The 17,911-nt window shown below is 57.9% G+C and carries 7 protein-coding genes, 2 tRNA genes, 5 rRNA genes and 1 pseudogene; 6 read left to right on the top strand and 9 right to left on the bottom strand.

Annotated features, from left to right (window positions below; all coding sequences use genetic code 11):
• Positions 1–242: 242 nt before the first annotated feature.
• The gene (locus PP4_RS00845) at positions 243–2,399 is read left to right on the top strand and encodes a type I secretion system permease/ATPase (RefSeq protein WP_019471019.1); all 2,157 of its coding nucleotides are present in this window, start codon (positions 243–245) and stop codon (positions 2,397–2,399) included.
• 7 nt (positions 2,400–2,406) lie between these two features.
• Positions 2,407–3,765 (top strand): HlyD family type I secretion periplasmic adaptor subunit, encoded by a 1,359-nt coding sequence (locus PP4_RS00840; protein WP_197538705.1) that lies wholly within the window; start codon positions 2,407–2,409, stop codon positions 3,763–3,765.
• Between the two features lie 147 nt (positions 3,766–3,912).
• Here the strand turns inward: PP4_RS00840 and lapD are convergent, their stop codons facing one another.
• Entirely contained in the window at positions 3,913–5,859 is a 1,947-nt protein-coding gene (gene lapD / locus PP4_RS00835; protein ID WP_016497459.1) for a cyclic di-GMP receptor LapD, read from the bottom strand.
• A gap of 10 nt (positions 5,860–5,869) precedes the next feature.
• Positions 5,870–6,631: pseudogene (lapG, locus tag PP4_RS00830) on the bottom strand (cysteine protease LapG).
• A 205-nt stretch (positions 6,632–6,836) separates the two neighbouring features.
• On the opposite strand from lapG, the gene PP4_RS00825 reads away from it, so the two are divergent.
• From PP4_RS00825 to PP4_RS00810, 4 genes are all read left to right on the top strand, one after another.
• A complete protein-coding gene (locus tag PP4_RS00825; protein ID WP_016497456.1) occupies positions 6,837–7,526 on the top strand; it encodes a GntR family transcriptional regulator in 690 nt (229 codons plus the stop codon).
• Between the two features lie 111 nt (positions 7,527–7,637).
• On the top strand, positions 7,638–8,141 hold the full coding sequence (locus tag PP4_RS00820; RefSeq protein ID WP_016497455.1) for a sigma-70 family RNA polymerase sigma factor: 504 nt from the start codon (positions 7,638–7,640) through the stop codon (positions 8,139–8,141).
• Between the two features lie 4 nt (positions 8,142–8,145).
• Positions 8,146–9,102, top strand: a complete 957-nt coding sequence (locus PP4_RS00815) for a FecR domain-containing protein (RefSeq protein WP_016497454.1) — start codon at positions 8,146–8,148, stop codon at positions 9,100–9,102.
• Positions 9,103–9,267: 165 nt separating this feature from the next.
• A complete protein-coding gene (locus PP4_RS00810) occupies positions 9,268–11,682 on the top strand; it encodes a TonB-dependent siderophore receptor (RefSeq protein ID WP_016497453.1) in 2,415 nt (804 codons plus the stop codon).
• Between the two features lie 125 nt (positions 11,683–11,807).
• On the opposite strand, the gene rrf (PP4_RS00805) is transcribed toward PP4_RS00810, so the two are convergent.
• From rrf (PP4_RS00805) to rrf (PP4_RS00775), 7 genes are all read right to left on the bottom strand, one after another.
• Positions 11,808–11,923 (bottom strand): 5S ribosomal RNA (rrf, locus tag PP4_RS00805).
• A gap of 109 nt (positions 11,924–12,032) precedes the next feature.
• Positions 12,033–12,148, bottom strand: a 5S ribosomal RNA gene (gene rrf / locus PP4_RS00800).
• Between the two features lie 134 nt (positions 12,149–12,282).
• A 23S ribosomal RNA gene (locus PP4_RS00795) occupies positions 12,283–15,174 on the bottom strand.
• 244 nt (positions 15,175–15,418) lie between these two features.
• Positions 15,419–15,494 (bottom strand) — tRNA-Ala (locus tag PP4_RS00790).
• A gap of 24 nt (positions 15,495–15,518) precedes the next feature.
• A tRNA-Ile gene (locus PP4_RS00785) sits at positions 15,519–15,595 on the bottom strand.
• 87 nt (positions 15,596–15,682) lie between these two features.
• Positions 15,683–17,219, bottom strand: a 16S ribosomal RNA gene (locus PP4_RS00780).
• Positions 17,220–17,668: 449 nt separating this feature from the next.
• Positions 17,669–17,784: ribosomal RNA gene (gene rrf / locus PP4_RS00775) — 5S ribosomal RNA — on the bottom strand.
• The 16S, 23S and 5S rRNA genes sit together here with 2 tRNA genes alongside, the layout of an rRNA operon.
• Positions 17,785–17,911 lie beyond the last annotated feature (127 nt).

Raw genomic sequence — 17,911 nt, 5'->3', positions numbered from 1 at the left:
GTACCCACACCGGATCAAAAATGAAACACCCACTGCCCGGGAGCAGTCTGGTAGCAATGAACGACGTACAATTGTTTACTCAGTATCGATTCGAGGCGACCATTGGCCGTCTGCTCAGCCATAAGGGCGTCGTAGCCCCTACCTACACCGCTTGGCAGCACCATTGAAAGCCAGGGCGAGCCGGCCAGACCTTAACGGCGGCACACCCACCCCACCCACCACAAGGATGAAGAGAGCGCCGCGTGGAATCTGAAGTCAGTCGAGTCCAACTCAGCCATGATCCACGCAGTCAGCATGACGATCCCTTGCTGGATAGCCTGCTGAGCCTGTGTGTCCTGCACCAGAAACCCGCCAGCCGGGTCATGCTGACCACCGGCCTGCCGCTGCCCGCACAGCGCCTGAGCCCCGAGCTGCTGCCCCGCGCCGCCGCCCGGGCCGGCCTGCAAGGGCGTCTGCTGCAGCGCAAGCTGGAGCAGATCCCGAGCATCGCCATGCCGGCGATGCTGCTGCTGAAGGAAGGCCGCAGTGCCGTCCTGCTGGGCTGGGAGAACGAAGATACCGCGCGCCTGTTGCTCAGTGAGAGCGACGGCGGCGAGGTGCATGTCAGCCGCGAAGCCCTGCAAAGCGACTATAGCGGCCGCGTGTTCTTCGCCCAGCCGCAGCACAAGTTCGACGTCAACCACGGCAACCTCATCCCGCGGGCAAAGTCGTGGTTCCGCGATACCCTGCTGCGCAGCAAGTGGCTGTATATCGACGCCATCGCCGCCAGCCTGGTGATCAACCTGATCGCCCTGGCTGCGCCGCTGTTTGTGATGAACGTGTATGACCGTGTGGTGCCCAACCAGGCAACGTCAACGCTCTGGGTGCTGGCCATCGGTATCGCCGGCGCCTACATCTTCGACCTGATCCTCAAGGGGCTGCGAGGCCTTTGTCTGGACCTGGCCGGCAAGAAGACCGACCTGATCATCTCGGCGACGCTGTTCGAGCGCATCGTCGGCATGTCGATGAAGTACCGCCCGGCCAGGGTCGGCAGCTTTGCCCAGAATATTCACGAGTTCCAGGGCCTGCGCGACTTCCTCGCCTCATTGACCCTGACCAGCCTGATCGACCTGCCGTTCACCATTCTTATCCTGATCGTCATCGCCATCATTGGCGGGCACCTGGTGTGGATCCCGATCATTGCCTTCCCGCTGGCCCTGGGCATCGGCTATGCCTTGCAACGGCCGCTGATGGCGACCATGGAGCGGACCATGGCCCTGGCCTCCGAGCGCCAGTCCAGCCTGATCGAAACCCTGGCCGGCCTGGATGCGGTAAAGGTCAACAACGCCGAAAGTGAACGCCAGTACATGTGGGAGCAGACCCTGGGCACCCTCAGCCGCCTGGAGCTGCGCGTGAAGGTGCTGTCGAGCCTGGCGATGAACATCACCATGCTCATCCAGCAGCTGGCTGGCGTGGCGATGATCTGCGTTGGCGTGTACCTGATCATCGACGGCAACTTGAGCATGGGCGGTCTGGTGGCGTGCTACATGCTTAGCGGTCGGGCGCTCGGGCCACTGGCCTCGCTCAACGGCTTGCTTGCCCGCTACCAGCAAGCCAAGGTCACCATGGTGGCCACAGACCACATGATGGAACTGCCGCAAGAGCGCAACTTCGAGGAGCGCCCGCTGAGCCGCAAGGTACTGCAGGGTAGTGTCGAGTTCCGCGGGGTTGATTTCACCTACCCGAACCAGCAGAACCTGGCGCTGAAGAACATCAACCTGACCATCCGCCCCGGCGAAAAAGTCGGCATCATCGGCCGCAGTGGCTCGGGCAAGAGCTCGCTGGCCAAGCTCATCGTCGGCCTGTACGAGGCCGATGGCGGCTCGCTGCTGGTCGATGGCGTGGACATTCGCCAGATCGACGTCAGCGAGCTGCGCCACAACATCGGCTATGTACCGCAGGACATCCAGCTGTTGGCTGGTACCCTGCGCGACAACCTGGTCAGCGGTGCCCGTTACATCGAGGACGAACTGATCCTGCAGGCCGCCGAGCTGGCGGGTGTGCATGAATTTGCCCGTTTGCACCCGGACGGTTACGAGCTGCAAGTGGGTGAACGCGGGCAGAACCTGTCCGGCGGCCAGCGGCAGAACGTGGCGCTGGGCCGCGCGCTGCTGCTCAACCCGCAAATCCTGTTGCTGGACGAGCCGACCAGTGCCATGGACAACACCGGCGAGGAGCGTCTCAAGCAGCGCCTGCAAGCGGTGGTGGAAGGCAAGACGGTACTGTTGGTCACGCACCGTGCCTCGCTGCTGTCGCTGGTGGACCGGCTGATCGTGATCGATCGCGGGCAGATTGTCGCCGACGGCCCGAAAGCCGCGGTCATGGATGCGCTGAAGAAGGGGCAGATCAGTGTTGCATAAGCTGGATATGGGGCAATTCAAGGATGGCCTGCGGCGCTACTTCAAAGGTTCCGACTCACTGGGCGGCCAGCCGCTGCCAGAGGTCAACAAGGCCCTGATCGAAGATGCACCGCGGGTTGTGCGGCTGACCATCTGGGGCGTGATCCTGTTCTTCGTGTTCTTGATCGTGTGGGCCAGCGTCGCCCCCATCGACGAGGTCACGCGAGGTGAAGGCAAGGCCATTCCGTCGTCCAAGGTGCAGAAGATCCAGAACCTGGAGGGCGGTATCGTCGCCGAAATCTTCGCCAAGGAAGGGCAGATTGTCGAAATTGGCCAGCCATTGCTGCGCCTGGATGAAACCCGCTTCGCCTCCAACGTTGGTGAGACCGAGGCCGACCGCCAATCCATGGCCCTGCGGGTCGAACGCCTGAGCGCCGAGGTAGAGGACCGCCCGCTGAAGATCGACGAAGAACTGCGCAAAGCCGCACCAAGCCAGGCGGCCAGTGAAGAGTCGCTGTACCAGAGCCGGCGCCAGCAACTGCAGGACGAAATTGGCGGCCTGCAGCAGCAGCTGGTTCAGCGCCAGCAAGAGCTGCGTGAATACAGCTCCAAACGCGCCCAGTACGCCAACAGCCTGGAGTTGCTGCGCAAGGAAATCGGCATGTCAGAACCGCTGGTGGCAACTGGCGCAATCTCCCAGGTCGAAGTGCTGCGCCTGCGCCGCGCCGAAGTGGAGAACCGTGGCCAGCTGGACTCCACTGCGCTGGCCATCCCGCGTGCCGAGGCGGCCATACGCGAGGTGCAAAGCAAGATCGAGGAAACCCGAGGCAAATTCCGCAGTGAAGCGCTGACCCAGCTGAACGAGGCGCGGACCGAGCTGAACAAGGCCACGGCCACCAGCAAGGCACTGGACGATCGGGTGCACCGTACCATGGTCACTTCGCCTGTACGCGGTATCGTCAAGCAGATGCTGGTCAACACCATTGGTGGGGTGATCCAGCCTGGCAGCGATATCATTGAAGTGGTACCCCTGGACGACACGCTGGTCATCGAAGCGAAGATCCTGCCCAAGGACATCGCCTTCCTGCACCCTGGCCAGGAGGCGACCGTCAAGTTCACGGTCTACGACTACACCATCTACGGTGGGCTCAAGGCCAAGCTGGAACAGATCGGCGCCGACACCATCACCGACGAAGACAAGAAGACCACCTACTACCTGATCAAGCTGCGCACCGACCGCAGCCACCTGGGGACTGACGAGAAGCCGCTGCTGATCATCCCAGGGATGGTGGCGACGGTGGATATCATGACCGGCAAGAAGACCATCATGAGCTACTTGCTCAAGCCGATCATGAAGGCGCGTTCGGAGGCACTGCGCGAGCGCTGATGAGTTTGGCCACTGTTTTCCAGTGGCTCCTCTAGCCCTATCGCCGGCAAGCCAGCTCCCACAGGTACCGCACTGGCTTTGAAGTTGGTGCGGTACCTGTGGGAGCTGGCTTGCCGGCGATAAGGCCGGAACCGCCAGTACGAGAACTCAGCGCCAGGGCGCAGGTTCACCTACCAGCTGCCCCTGAATGCCGCCTACCCCCATCTCCTGCAGCACCCGCCGCTCCCCTTCTGTCTCGACACGCTCGGCAATCAGCGGCAAGTCGATGCTGTGCGCTGCACGCTGGATCGCCTCGATGAACAGCCGCTTGTGCTGCTCATGGTCGATGTTGCGGATGTAGCTGCCGTCAATTTTCAGGTACGCCAAGCCCAGGTGCGCCAGGTTGCCGATCATGCTGAAGCGCCCGCCAAAGCGCTGCAGCGCCAAGCCAAAACCCAGCCCGTGCAGGCGCCGGGTGAGTTGCTCCAGAGCCGTCTGCTCAGGCAACTGCTCCTCGCCAATTTCAAAAACCAGCCGCGGGCCGAGCGCCGCATTCTGGCCGAGCAATTCAAAGATGCGGTGCAGGGCCTTGGGGTCGGCCAATGTAGCGGCGGACAGGTTCAGCGCCAGCACCTGGTCATGCCCACGCAGGTGCGCCAATACTTTCTCCAGCACCAGCACGTCCAGCCGCGGCATCCAGCCGAAGCGCTCCAGCCAGGGCAGGAAGCGACCCGCCGGCAGTGCATCGCCCTGGCCATCCTGCAAGCGGGAAATCACCTTGTGGTGCAGTACCCGTTGCACCGAAGTGCAATCCACCACCGGCTGGAAGAACAGCTCGAAATGCCCATTTTTGAACGCCTGATCGAGCCGCTCGTGCCAGGCGTGCTGGCTATCGGCAGCAACGGCGGCCACACCTTGTTCAAGGCATACCCACCCCGGCGTTGGCTGGTTCTCGGCACGGGCCAGAGCCTCATCGGCCAGTTTCAGCAAAGCCTGTGGAGAATCACCGGGGCTGAACGGCGCGAGGCCGATACAGGCCACCGGGTCGATATCACTGGCACCGGTCTCATGCAGGCTTTGCAGCGTCGCTTCCAGTGCCTGGGCAAGGTGTACTGCCTCCTCATGCACCATGCCCGGCGCCAGCACAGCAAACTCGCCACCGCGGCTGCGGGAAATCAGGTCGTTGGTTTCCGGGAAGCTGGCACAGGTACGGCGCAACTGCTCACCCACGGCCTGCAGCAACTGGTCGGTACGCTGGCCGCCAAGGCGTGCGTTCAGCCCCGCCAACCCTTGGACACGCAGTAACAGCAGGTAGCCGGCGCGCGCGTCCTCCAGGTTGCTTACCCGGGTGTTCAGCTGCATTTCGAAATAGCGGCGGTTCGAGAGCCCGGTCAGGCTGTCCTGGTAGGACTCCGCACGCAGCCGCTCGCTGCGCTCGGCCTGCTCGGTAAACAGCGCCTTGAGCTTCTCGACCATCTGGTTCATCGCCTGCACCACACGGCGTAGCTCCGGCGTGCGGGGCAACTCGGGCAGGCTCAGGAATTCGCGGCGCGCAATGGCATGGGATTGCTCAACCATATAGTCCAGCGGGCGCAATTGGCGGCGCAGCAGCAAGGCGCCGAGCACGGCACTGGCTGCACCGCACAGCAGCAACCAGCCCAGGCTGCCCAAGGCGCTTTGCCAGAGTTTGGCAATGGCAAACATCGGGTGGCTGATCACTTCCACCCGCGCGGCCTGCTGCCAGCCGCGGCTGACGATGGCGTCGCCACCGGCGGCCTCAAGGCCGATCAGGTGCACGAACCAGCGCGGTACCCCGCCCGGGTCCGGCTCGGCGTGGCGCTCCACCAGCACGGCGTTGGAGCCCAGGTCGACGACCTTGATGCTTGCATAGTAACCACTGTCGAAGATCGAGCTGACCATCAGCTCGACCATCGCCGGGTCGTCGATATTCGGCGTCAGCGAAAGCGCCAGCGCGGTCGCTGCATCTTGGGCGTGCGAACGCAACTGGTTGACGTACTGGCTGCGCGAGCTTTCCAGGCTGACCATGAAACTGCCACTGAAGGCGACTACCAGGAACAGGCAAATGGCCAACAGCAATTGTTTGAACAGTGACATCTGTGCTCCTTCAGTAAACCGGCTCGGCCGGGAACCCTTCGGCCTGCATTTTCTTCAGCAAATCCTGCCAGCGTGACAGCCGCTTGGTGTCGCCGACCTTCTTGTTGCCTGCGGCGCCCGTCAACCACAACCCCTCGCCATTGAAGGCATACACCGGCAGCAGGTCGGTACGTTGGCTTGCCGGCTTGATGGCATCCATGAGGCTGTCGAGCACCAAAGGCTGGGCCTGTGGGTTTGAATAATAAGTCAGGACCATGTGCGCGCGATTCTGCCGCAACGCCTTGACGTAGGTGATGCGCAGTTTTTCGCTGGGGATGCCCATGCGCCGCAGGCTGAAATACTTGGCGATGGCGTAGTCCTCGCAGTCCCCGGCACCTTTGATCAGTGCCTGCACCGGTGTGGCCCAGTAGTCGACCTCATGCCACAGGTCAATGTCTTCGACATAGCGCAATTGCTGGTTGAAAAAACGGTTGACCACTTGCAGTTGCTCAAGCTCAGTACCCTACTTTTGCGTGGTCATCAGGTTCTGCCAGGCATCGATACGACCCTGCCCGGCACCCAGTGGGCCATACAAGGCCTGCGACTTGCGGCTGATCTGGGAGAAATCCCAATCCGCGTGCAAGCCGCCCAGCAGCAGACTGCCCAGCAGCCCGGCAAAGGCGACACGTCGCACAACGGTTTTGAACATCCAGGATATCGCCACTGCCAAGCCCTGTGCAGGCCAGTCGAAAGCAGCGATGGTGCGGCTTGCCACTGCAAAAAACAATGGCACCCTGCAATCATGCATCCGCCTGTCAGCCGGCCTACACTTTCTGTTTATAACCTTCTATAGGCCGCTTCCTTTGGCGGGCGACTTCATCCACCATAGCCGCGCTTTTGGGGCGCCCGTGCCAATGCGGGCCTTGGTTTGACAACTCCCACAAGCTGTAACTAGTGTCATTGGATCCAACTTTAGTCATCGTTGAGGCAGACGTCGCGTGGCCGAGAAAATCAAATTGAGCAATGTGCTGGTCAGCGAGCAGCTGTCGCCGCACCAGGCCCGTGCCGTGATCGAAGAACGCCTGCGTAGCGCCATCCTCGATGGCCGCCTGCCCCCTGGCACCGCCGTGCGACAACAAGAGCTCGCCACCTTGTTTGGCGTCAGTCGCATGCCCGTGCGCGAAGCCCTGCGCCAGCTTGAAGCGCAATCGCTGCTGAAAGTGGAGATGCACAAGGGTGCGGTGGTTGCGCCGCTGATCGGCGAGGATGCGGTGGACACCTATGCCCTGCGCGTACTGCTTGAGAGCGAAGCGCTGCGCCAGTCGATCCCGCTGCTTGATGCCAGCGATATCGCCAGCGCCCGTGGCTATATTCAGCAACTGGAGAACGAAACACGCCACGCCGAAATCGGCCGCCTGAACCGCCTGTTCCACATGGCGCTGTACAGCAAGGCGTCTAACAGGAAGCTGCTGCGCCTGATTGAGAACGAACTGAACGAAGAAGAGCGCTTCCTGCGTTTTCATCTTTCATCCATGGGCCTGGGCAAGCTGACCCAGGACGATCACAACGCACTGGTAGACGCGGCAAGCGACAAGCTGGTGGATGAGGCGGTAGCCGTGCTGGCCCGGCACCTCAATAGCGGAGCGCTGGTAATCCGCAATTATCTGGATGCGCAACGGGCGCGTTAGCGCGTAACTGGCTTTACGTGCGGCGCGAGCAGATGGGTTGCAAATTGACCCTGCCACGCCAACAATGAGACTAATTATCATTCATGTCCATTGATGCCAGCGCCCTCCACTATGCCCAGCAACGACTCCGTGCAAACGCTCTACAGTGACCACCACGGCTGGTTACACGCCTGGCTGCGCAGCAAGCTGGGCAATGCCGCCGATGCCGCAGACCTGGCCCACGACACCTTCGTCCGCTTGCTGCAACGCCGCGAACACCTGCAGCTGAATACCCCTCGGGCGTTCCTGCGCACGGTAGCGCGTGGGCTGGTCATCGATCACTGGCGCCGCGAGGAACTGCACAGGGCCTACCTGGAGGCACTGGCCCGTGTGCCGGAAGCACAGTATCCCTCGGCCGAAACCCGCGAGCTGCTGCTGGAATTGCTTGAGCGTATTGCGCGCATGCTCGACGGCCTCAAACCCAAGGTACGTCGCGCCTTCCTGCTGGCCCAATGCGAGGGGCTGAAGCACCAGGCCATTGCCGAGCAGATGGGGATCTCGGTGCGTACCGTGGAGCGTTACATCGCCGATGCGCTCTTCCATTGCTATGTGCTGCGCTATGAAGATGAGTGTTGAATCAATGACTGCCGCACGCCCTGATGCAAAAGCGGTCAAACAGGCCATCCAGTGGCTGCTGCGGTTGCGCGAGAGCGGGCATGAGCCGACGCTGCAACAACAGTGCGCGCAATGGCGCAGTGCCCACCACGAACATGAGCAGGCCTGGCAACGGGTGATGCACCTGCATCAGGACCTTGACCTGCGCTCCGTCCCCGGTGCCGGGTTGGCATTGCAAACCCTGGAAGCCAGCCAGCAACGCCTGCACCGCCGGCAAGCGCTGAAGCTGCTTGGCGGCGTTGTCATGGTGGGATCGGCGACATGGCTGGCCAAAGACCTCGATGCTATCAGTGCGTGGGCGTCGGACTATGCCACCGGCACCGGTGAGCAACGCGTCTTCACCCTGCCCGATGGCTCACTGATGCAACTCAATACCCGCACTGTCGTGGACCTGGCCTTCAATGACCAGCAGCGTCTGGTTCGCCTGAAGCAGGGGGAGCTGATGATGACCTGCAACTCTGGGCATCCAGTGCTGGTACAAACCCGCGATGCACTGCTGGAAGGGTTCGCAGGGCGCTTTGTGGCCTATCAGGAGAACGATTGCACACGCGTCAGTGTCAACCACGGCAAAGTGGCGATCCACCGGCCTGGCAATGGCCACCTTCTGTGGATTGAAGGCGGCCAGCACTGGCGCCTGGATGCTCAAGGCGCGCACCAGCTGACGCACCTGGACATGGACGCGATGGCCTGGACTGAAGGGCTGATCGTTACCCAGGACATACGCCTGTCCGACTTCCTCGCGCAGGTCAGTCGTTATCGCCACGGTTACCTGGGCTGCAGCGACGAAATTGCCGATTTGCGCCTGTCCGGGGTGTTCCGTCTCGCAGACCCGGAGCAGCTGCTTCAGTTGCTGCCGCAAACGCTGCCCGTAAGGCTTCGCCAACGTACGCGCTGGTGGGTACGTGTAGAAAGCATGGCTTGATAAGACCTTGACGATTTCTGGCGGGTTTTCAATCCCGGTCCGGCTAGGACAGTAAGCAACACCTTCTGCCCTCATCACTTCAACGGACCCTTCATGCCTATCAACCCGGTGTTAACCCACACTCTCAACTTGAATGATTATCGACCTGTCCTGCAATCAGCATGCTTGCGCCATGCCATCCGGGCTGCGCTGTTTGGTACTGCCTTGAGCCTGGCCGCTGTTCCGCAAATGTGCGCAGCGGCTGAAACAGCGCAAGTGAGTCATCGCTATGCAATTCCGGCCGGCCAACTGGCCGACGTACTCAATCAGTTCGCTCGCCAGGCCGGCATTACCCTGTCAAGTACGCCTCAGCTCACCGATGGCCTGCAATCGAACGGCCTGCAGGGGCAGTACGCTACCGACCAGGCGCTGCGCCAACTGCTCAATGGCAGCGGCCTGGAAGCGGTCAGTCAGGATGGACGTAGCTATGTGTTGCAGACACAGCCCCAGGAAGCCGCCCTGTCATTGCCAGACACTGATATCCGTGGGTTCACCCTCGGCAATGCGCTGGGCAGCATGGAGGGTTACAACGCCACCCACAGCCAGGTGGCGACCAAGACCAGCACGCCGTTGGTGGAAACCTCCCAATCCGTCTCGGTGGTTACTCGCCAGCAGATGGATGATCAGGGCTCACAGACCGTTGCCCAGGCCATGCGCTACACGCCTGGGGTACTGACCAACCCTTACGGTGCCACACATCGCTACGACTATGTGGCCATGCGCGGCTTCAACGACGGTTCTGTGGATAACATCTACGTCGATGGGCTCAAGTCGATGGGTGACAACGGCACCTACAGCACCATGCAGGTAGACCCGTACTTCCTTGAGCGCATCGACATTCTCAAGGGGCCCTCTTCGGTGCTGTATGGTCGAAGCTCGCCGGGGGGCCTGGTCGCCCTGACCACCAAGAAGCCGCTGTTTACCCCCTTCCATCAGATTCAGGCCACGGTTGGCACCCAAGGCCAACGTGGCATGGGTTTCGACTTCAGCGGCCCTGTGGATGACGATAAGCGTATCGCTTATCGCCTGACCGGCCTGGCGGATGCATCCGACACCCAGTTCGACCACAACAAGGAAGAACGCTACACCATCGCCCCGGCCATGAGCGTCGATTTCACCGAAGATACCTCGCTTACGCTTCAGGCCTACCTGCAGCACGACCCTAACGGTGGGTACCACGGTGGCAACCCTGCAGAAGGCATGCTGCACAAGCGCAATGGCTTGCGCTTGTCAGACCACTTCTTCGAGGGCGAGCCGGGCATCGACAACTACGAACGTACCCAGCAGTCGTTCAGCTACCAGTTCGAGCACCGCTTCAACGATGTGTTCACGGCGCGGCAAAACTTCCGTTACCAGGATTCTGACGTGTCCATGGACCAGGTGTACTCAGCCGGCTGGGCAGATGCCGACAGCAACGTCCTCAACCGCGCCTACACCGGCGGCGACGAGCGCCTGCATTCGTACATCATCGACAATATGCTGCAGGCGGAATTCTTTACCGGCGCTGCCAAACACACCCTGCTGCTGGGCGCCGACTACCAGCGGCGCAAGGCCGATGTCGCATGGCGTTATGGCTCGGTCGACCCGCTGGACGCCGGCAACCCGCAGTACGGCAATGGCAACCTTCAGGTATTGGGGGAAAACCGCTACCAGCGGCGCTTGCAGCAAACAGGTGTGTACCTGCAGGACCTGGTGGAGCTGGACCAGTGGCGCTTCTCCCTGGGGCTTCGCCAGGACTGGGTGAAGGTGTCGGAGGAGAATCGCGACAGCGACACCAAGGTCAGCGATCAGCGCTCCAAGTTCACCACCCGGGCCGGGGTGCTCTACCTGTTCGAGAACGGCATTGCGCCCTATGTCAGCTACTCGGAGTCGTTCAATCCCAACACCGTGTCCGACCAGGAAGGCCGCCCGCTGGCACCGACTGAGGGCACTCAATGGGAAGCGGGTATCAAGTATCAGCCTCCGGGAAGCGACAACCTGTTTACCGCATCGGTGTTCCGCATCGAGCAGGAAAACCTGGCCTCGAAGCAGCCTGACGAAAACTTCTATCGCCCGGTAGGTGAAGTACGCTCGCAAGGGCTGGAGCTGGAGGCACATGTGCAGCTGACCGACAGCCTCAAACTGCTGGGCGGCTACACCTTTACCGAGATCGAGTATTCCAGGTCGATGCCGAGCCTGACGTCGGGCAGCCTGGACAACAAGGGCAATTCGCCAACCCAGGCACCAAAACAGATGTTCTCGCTGTGGGCTGACTACAACTTCCGCCAAGGGCCGCTGGATGGCCTGCGGCTGGGCGGTGGGGTGCGGTATGTGGGCTACAGCTGGGTAGATGCGGAGAACAGCATGAAGGTGCCTTCCTACACGTTGTTTGACGCTTCGCTCGGCTATGACCTGGGCAAGGTTGGGCTCAAGGGTGTGGATGTGCGCCTTAACGCCAACAACCTTACCAATGAAAGCTATATCACCTCATGTGCCAGCCTGAACTATTGCTACATGGGTGAAGAGCGCAATGTCAGCGCCACGGTCAGCTATCAGTTCTGAAATGAAAGTGGCTGCTGATACGCGGTACGTGTAGGAGCGACCTTGTGTCGCGATCAGGCTGAAAGTGAAGGCCCGGAAAAGACAAAGCCCCTGTCTGCATTGCAGACAGGGGCTTTGGGTTTGAATCTTGACGATGACCTACTCTCACATGGGGAAACCCCACACTACCATCGGCGATGCATCGTTTCACTGCTGAGTTCGGGATGGGATCAGGTGGTTCCAATGCTCTATGGTCGTCAAGAAATTCTGTGTGCTGGCCCGTCACTCGGACGTGCCTGCGAATCTCTGTAGTTCCTACTTAAAGACAAAACCCCTACCTGCATGTGCAGATAGGGGTTTTGCGAAATGAATCTTGACGATGACCTACTCTCACATGGGGAAACCCCACACTACCATCGGCGATGCATCGTTTCACTACTGAGTTCGGGATGGGATCAGGTGGTTCCAATGCTCTATGGTCGTCAAGAAATTCTGTAGCCAGAATGTCCAGATGGACAGCCCAGCGAATTCGGATATGCGATATTTGTGGTTTGTTGCGAACTTTCGGTTCGTATCATCTTCACCACCGCAATCTGCGCTAGCAAATTGCTTGGGTGTTATATGGTCAAGCCTCACGGGCAATTAGTATTGGTTAGCTCAACGCCTCACAGCGCTTACACACCCAACCTATCAACGTCGTAGTCTTCGACGGCCCTTTAGGGGATTCAAGATCCCAGTGAGATCTCATCTTGAGGCAAGTTTCCCGCTTAGATGCTTTCAGCGGTTATCTCTTCCGAACATAGCTACCCGGCAATGCCACTGGCGTGACAACCGGAACACCAGAGGTTCGTCCACTCCGGTCCTCTCGTACTAGGAGCAGCCCCTCTCAAATCTCAAACGTCCACGGCAGATAGGGACCGAACTGTCTCACGACGTTCTAAACCCAGCTCGCGTACCACTTTAAATGGCGAACAGCCATACCCTTGGGACCGGCTTCAGCCCCAGGATGTGATGAGCCGACATCGAGGTGCCAAACACCGCCGTCGATATGAACTCTTGGGCGGTATCAGCCTGTTATCCCCGGAGTACCTTTTATCCGTTGAGCGATGGCCCTTCCATACAGAACCACCGGATCACTAAGACCTACTTTCGTACCTGCTCGACGTGTGTGTCTCGCAGTCAAGCGCGCTTTTGCCTTTATACTCTACGACCGATTTCCGACCGGTCTGAGCGCACCTTCGTACTCCTCCGTTACTCTTTGGGAGGAGACCGCCCCAGTCAAACTACCCACCATACACTGTCCTCGATCCGGATAACGGACCTGAGTTAGAACCTCAAAGTTGCCAGGGTGGTATTTCAAGGATGGCTCCATGAGAACTGGCGTCCCCACTTCAAAGCCTCCCACCTATCCTACACAAGCAAATTCAAAGTCCAGTGCAAAGCTATAGTAAAGGTTCACGGGGTCTTTCCGTCTAGCCGCGGATACACTGCATCTTCACAGCGATTTCAATTTCACTGAGTCTCGGGTGGAGACAGCGCCGCCATCGTTACGCCATTCGTGCAGGTCGGAACTTACCCGACAAGGAATTTCGCTACCTTAGGACCGTTATAGTTACGGCCGCCGTTTACCGGGGCTTCGATCAAGAGCTTCGCTTGCGCTAACCCCATCAATTAACCTTCCGGCACCGGGCAGGCGTCACACCCTATACGTCCACTTTCGTGTTTGCAGAGTGCTGTGTTTTTAATAAACAGTCGCAGCGGCCTGGTATCTTCGACCGGCATGGGCTTACGGAGCAAGTCCTTGACCCTCGCCGGCGCACCTTCTCCCGAAGTTACGGTGCCATTTTGCCTAGTTCCTTCACCCGAGTTCTCTCAAGCGCCTTGGTATTCTCTACCTAACCACCTGTGTCGGTTTGGGGTACGGTTCCCAGTTATCTGAAGCTTAGGAGCTTTTCTTGGAAGCATGGTATCAACCACTTCGTCGCCTAATGGCAACTCGTCATCAGCTCTCGGCCTTGAAATCCCGGATTTGCCTAAGATTCCAGCCTACCACCTTAAACCTGGACAACCAACGCCAGGCTGGCCTAACCTTCTCCGTCCCTCCATCGCAATAACTGGAAGTACAGGAATATTAACCTGTTTTCCATCGACTACGCTTTTCAGCCTCGCCTTAGGGACCGACTAACCCTGCGTCGATTAACGTTGCGCAGGAAACCTTGGTCTTTCGGCGTGCGAGTTTTTCACTCGCATTGTCGTTACTCATGTCAGCATTCGCACTTCTGATACCTCCAGCAAGCTTCTCAACTCACCTTCACAGGCTTACAGAACGCTCCTCTACCGCATCACCAAAAGGTGATACCCGTAGCTTCGGTGCATGGTTTGAGCCCCGTTACATCTTCCGCGCAGGCCGACTCGACTAGTGAGCTATTACGCTTTCTTTAAAGGGTGGCTGCTTCTAAGCCAACCTCCTAGCTGTCTAAGCCTTCCCACATCGTTTCCCACTTAACCATGACTTTGGGACCTTAGCTGACGGTCTGGGTTGTTTCCCTTTTCACGACGGACGTTAGCACCCGCCGTGTGTCTCCCATGCTCGGCACTTGTAGGTATTCGGAGTTTGCATCGGTTTGGTAAGTCGGGATGACCCCCTAGCCGAAACAGTGCTCTACCCCCTACAGTGATACATGAGGCGCTACCTAAATAGCTTTCGAGGAGAACCAGCTATCTCCGAGCTTGATTAGCCTTTCACTCCGATCCACAGGTCATCCGCTAACTTTTCAACGGTAGTCGGTTCGGTCCTCCAGTCAGTGTTACCTAACCTTCAACCTGCCCATGGATAGATCGCCCGGTTTCGGGTCTATACCCAGCGACTAAACGCCCTATTAAGACTCGCTTTCGCTACGCCTCCCCTATTCGGTTAAGCTCGCCACTGAATATAAGTCGCTGACCCATTATACAAAAGGTACGCAGTCACCTAACAAGTAGGCTCCCACTGCTTGTACGCATACGGTTTCAGGATCTATTTCACTCCCCTCTCCGGGGTTCTTTTCGCCTTTCCCTCACGGTACTAGTTCACTATCGGTCAGTCAGTAGTATTTAGCCTTGGAGGATGGTCCCCCCATATTCAGACAAAGTTTCTCGTGCTCCGTCCTACTCGATTTCATTGATAAGAGATTTTCGTGTACGGGGCTATCACCCACTATGGCCGCACTTTCCAGAGCGTTCCACTAATCTCAAACCAACTTAAGGGCTGGTCCCCGTTCGCTCGCCACTACTAAGGGAATCTCGGTTGATTTCTTTTCCTCAGGGTACTTAGATGTTTCAGTTCCCCTGGTTCGCCTCTTGCACCTATGTATTCAGTACAAGATAACCAGCTTGTGCTGGCTGGGTTCCCCCATTCAGAGATCTCTGGATCACAGTCTGTTTGCCGACTCCCCAAAGCTTTTCGCAGGCTACCACGTCTTTCATCGCCTCTGACTGCCAAGGCATCCACCGTATGCGCTTCTTCACTTGACCATATAACCCCAAGCAATCTGGTTATACTGTGAAGACGACATTCGCCGAAAATTCGCACGTTGCTCTTTCGAGCAGAACTCACAAATTTTACCTTAGCCTGATCCACCAGCAGTGAAACTGGTGTTCAGTCTATTTCTATCACATATCCGAATTTTTAAAGAACGATCTGACAAAAGTCAGAAATCAACATTCATCAACGAATGTTCATTTCTAAGTTCTGACAAGCTACTGCGTACGGCGAAAGTGGTGGAGCCAAGCGGGATCGAACCGCTGACCTCCTGCGTGCAAGGCAGGCGCTCTCCCAGCTGAGCTATGGCCCCGTATTCTACGGCTAAACCGTGTAATGGTAGGTCTGGGCAGATTTGAACTGCCGACCTCACCCTTATCAGGGGTGCGCTCTAACCAACTGAGCTACAGACCTATAACAGGGTCGCGTTACAGCATCGTCTTTATACAAGTGAATCAAGCAATTCGTGTGGGAGCTCATCAGCAGGCTGATGTCGTCGATTAAGGAGGTGATCCAGCCGCAGGTTCCCCTACGGCTACCTTGTTACGACTTCACCCCAGTCATGAATCACACCGTGGTAACCGTCCTCCCGAAGGTTAGACTAGCTACTTCTGGTGCAACCCACTCCCATGGTGTGACGGGCGGTGTGTACAAGGCCCGGGAACGTATTCACCGCGACATTCTGATTCGCGATTACTAGCGATTCCGACTTCACGCAGTCGAGTTGCAGACTGCGATCCGGACTACGATCGGTTTTGTGAGATTAGCTCCACCTCGCGGCTTGGCAACCCTCTGTACCGACCATTGTAGCACGTGTGTAGCCCAGGCCGTAAGGGCCATGATGACTTGACGTCATCCCCACCTTCCTCCGGTTTGTCACCGGCAGTCTCCTTAGAGTGCCCACCATAACGTGCTGGTAACTAAGGACAAGGGTTGCGCTCGTTACGGGACTTAACCCAACATCTCACGACACGAGCTGACGACAGCCATGCAGCACCTGTGTCAGAGTTCCCGAAGGCACCAATCCATCTCTGGAAAGTTCTCTGCATGTCAAGGCCTGGTAAGGTTCTTCGCGTTGCTTCGAATTAAACCACATGCTCCACCGCTTGTGCGGGCCCCCGTCAATTCATTTGAGTTTTAACCTTGCGGCCGTACTCCCCAGGCGGTCAACTTAATGCGTTAGCTGCGCCACTAAAATCTCAAGGATTCCAACGGCTAGTTGACATCGTTTACGGCGTGGACTACCAGGGTATCTAATCCTGTTTGCTCCCCACGCTTTCGCACCTCAGTGTCAGTATCAGTCCAGGTGGTCGCCTTCGCCACTGGTGTTCCTTCCTATATCTACGCATTTCACCGCTACACAGGAAATTCCACCACCCTCTACCGTACTCTAGCTTGCCAGTTTTGGATGCAGTTCCCAGGTTGAGCCCGGGGCTTTCACATCCAACTTAACAAACCACCTACGCGCGCTTTACGCCCAGTAATTCCGATTAACGCTTGCACCCTCTGTATTACCGCGGCTGCTGGCACAGAGTTAGCCGGTGCTTATTCTGTCGGTAACGTCAAAACACTAACGTATTAGGTTAATGCCCTTCCTCCCAACTTAAAGTGCTTTACAATCCGAAGACCTTCTTCACACACGCGGCATGGCTGGATCAGGCTTTCGCCCATTGTCCAATATTCCCCACTGCTGCCTCCCGTAGGAGTCTGGACCGTGTCTCAGTTCCAGTGTGACTGATCATCCTCTCAGACCAGTTACGGATCGTCGCCTTGGTGAGCCATTACCTCACCAACTAGCTAATCCGACCTAGGCTCATCTGATAGCGCAAGGCCCGAAGGTCCCCTGCTTTCTCCCGTAGGACGTATGCGGTATTAGCGTTCCTTTCGAAACGTTGTCCCCCACTACCAGGCAGATTCCTAGGCATTACTCACCCGTCCGCCGCTGAATCGAAGAGCAAGCTCTTCTCATCCGCTCGACTTGCATGTGTTAGGCCTGCCGCCAGCGTTCAATCTGAGCCATGATCAAACTCTTCAGTTCAATACTGCTTGGGTTTTTAAGAAACCCTAAACTTGGCTCAGCAATCTCAAATGACTATGTGATTTCTCGCATGGTCACTTGTGATGCTGATAATCTTGTTGACTATCAGTCCATACTCACAAGCACCCACACGAATTGCTTGATTCAATTTGTTAAAGAGCGTTTGGTTAAGAGCTTTTCGTCTCAACCGAGGCGCGCATTCTACGCTTTCCTCAGAGCCTGTCAAGCGTTTATTTTGAAGTTTTTTCCGAGAAACTCGTTTAACTTCAGACACTTAACCCGCTTCGATCTCTCGTCGCGGGAGGTGAATAATACAGCATTCAAAAACGCTGTCAACCACCTTTTTACTGCAGCTGGTTGACCTTACGGCCTACCAGGAAGAAGCATGAGCTTCTACTTAAAGACAAAACCCCTACCTGCATGCGCAGATAGGGGTTTTGCGAAATGAATCTTGACGATGACCTACTCTCACATGGGGAAACCCCACACTACCATCGGCGATGCATCGTTTCACTACTGAGTTCGGGATGGGATCAGGTGGTTCCAATGCTCTATGGTCGTCAAGAAATTCTGTAGCCAGAATGTCCAGATGGACAGCCCAGCGAATTCGGATATGCGATATTTGTGGTTTGTTGCGAACTTTCGGTTCGTATCATCTTCACCACCGCAATCTGCGCTAGCAAATTGCTTGG

The organism is Pseudomonas putida NBRC 14164, assembly GCF_000412675.1.
Taxonomy (GTDB): domain Bacteria; phylum Pseudomonadota; class Gammaproteobacteria; order Pseudomonadales; family Pseudomonadaceae; genus Aquipseudomonas; species Aquipseudomonas putida.
This window is presented reverse-complemented; position numbering and strand designations above follow the sequence as displayed.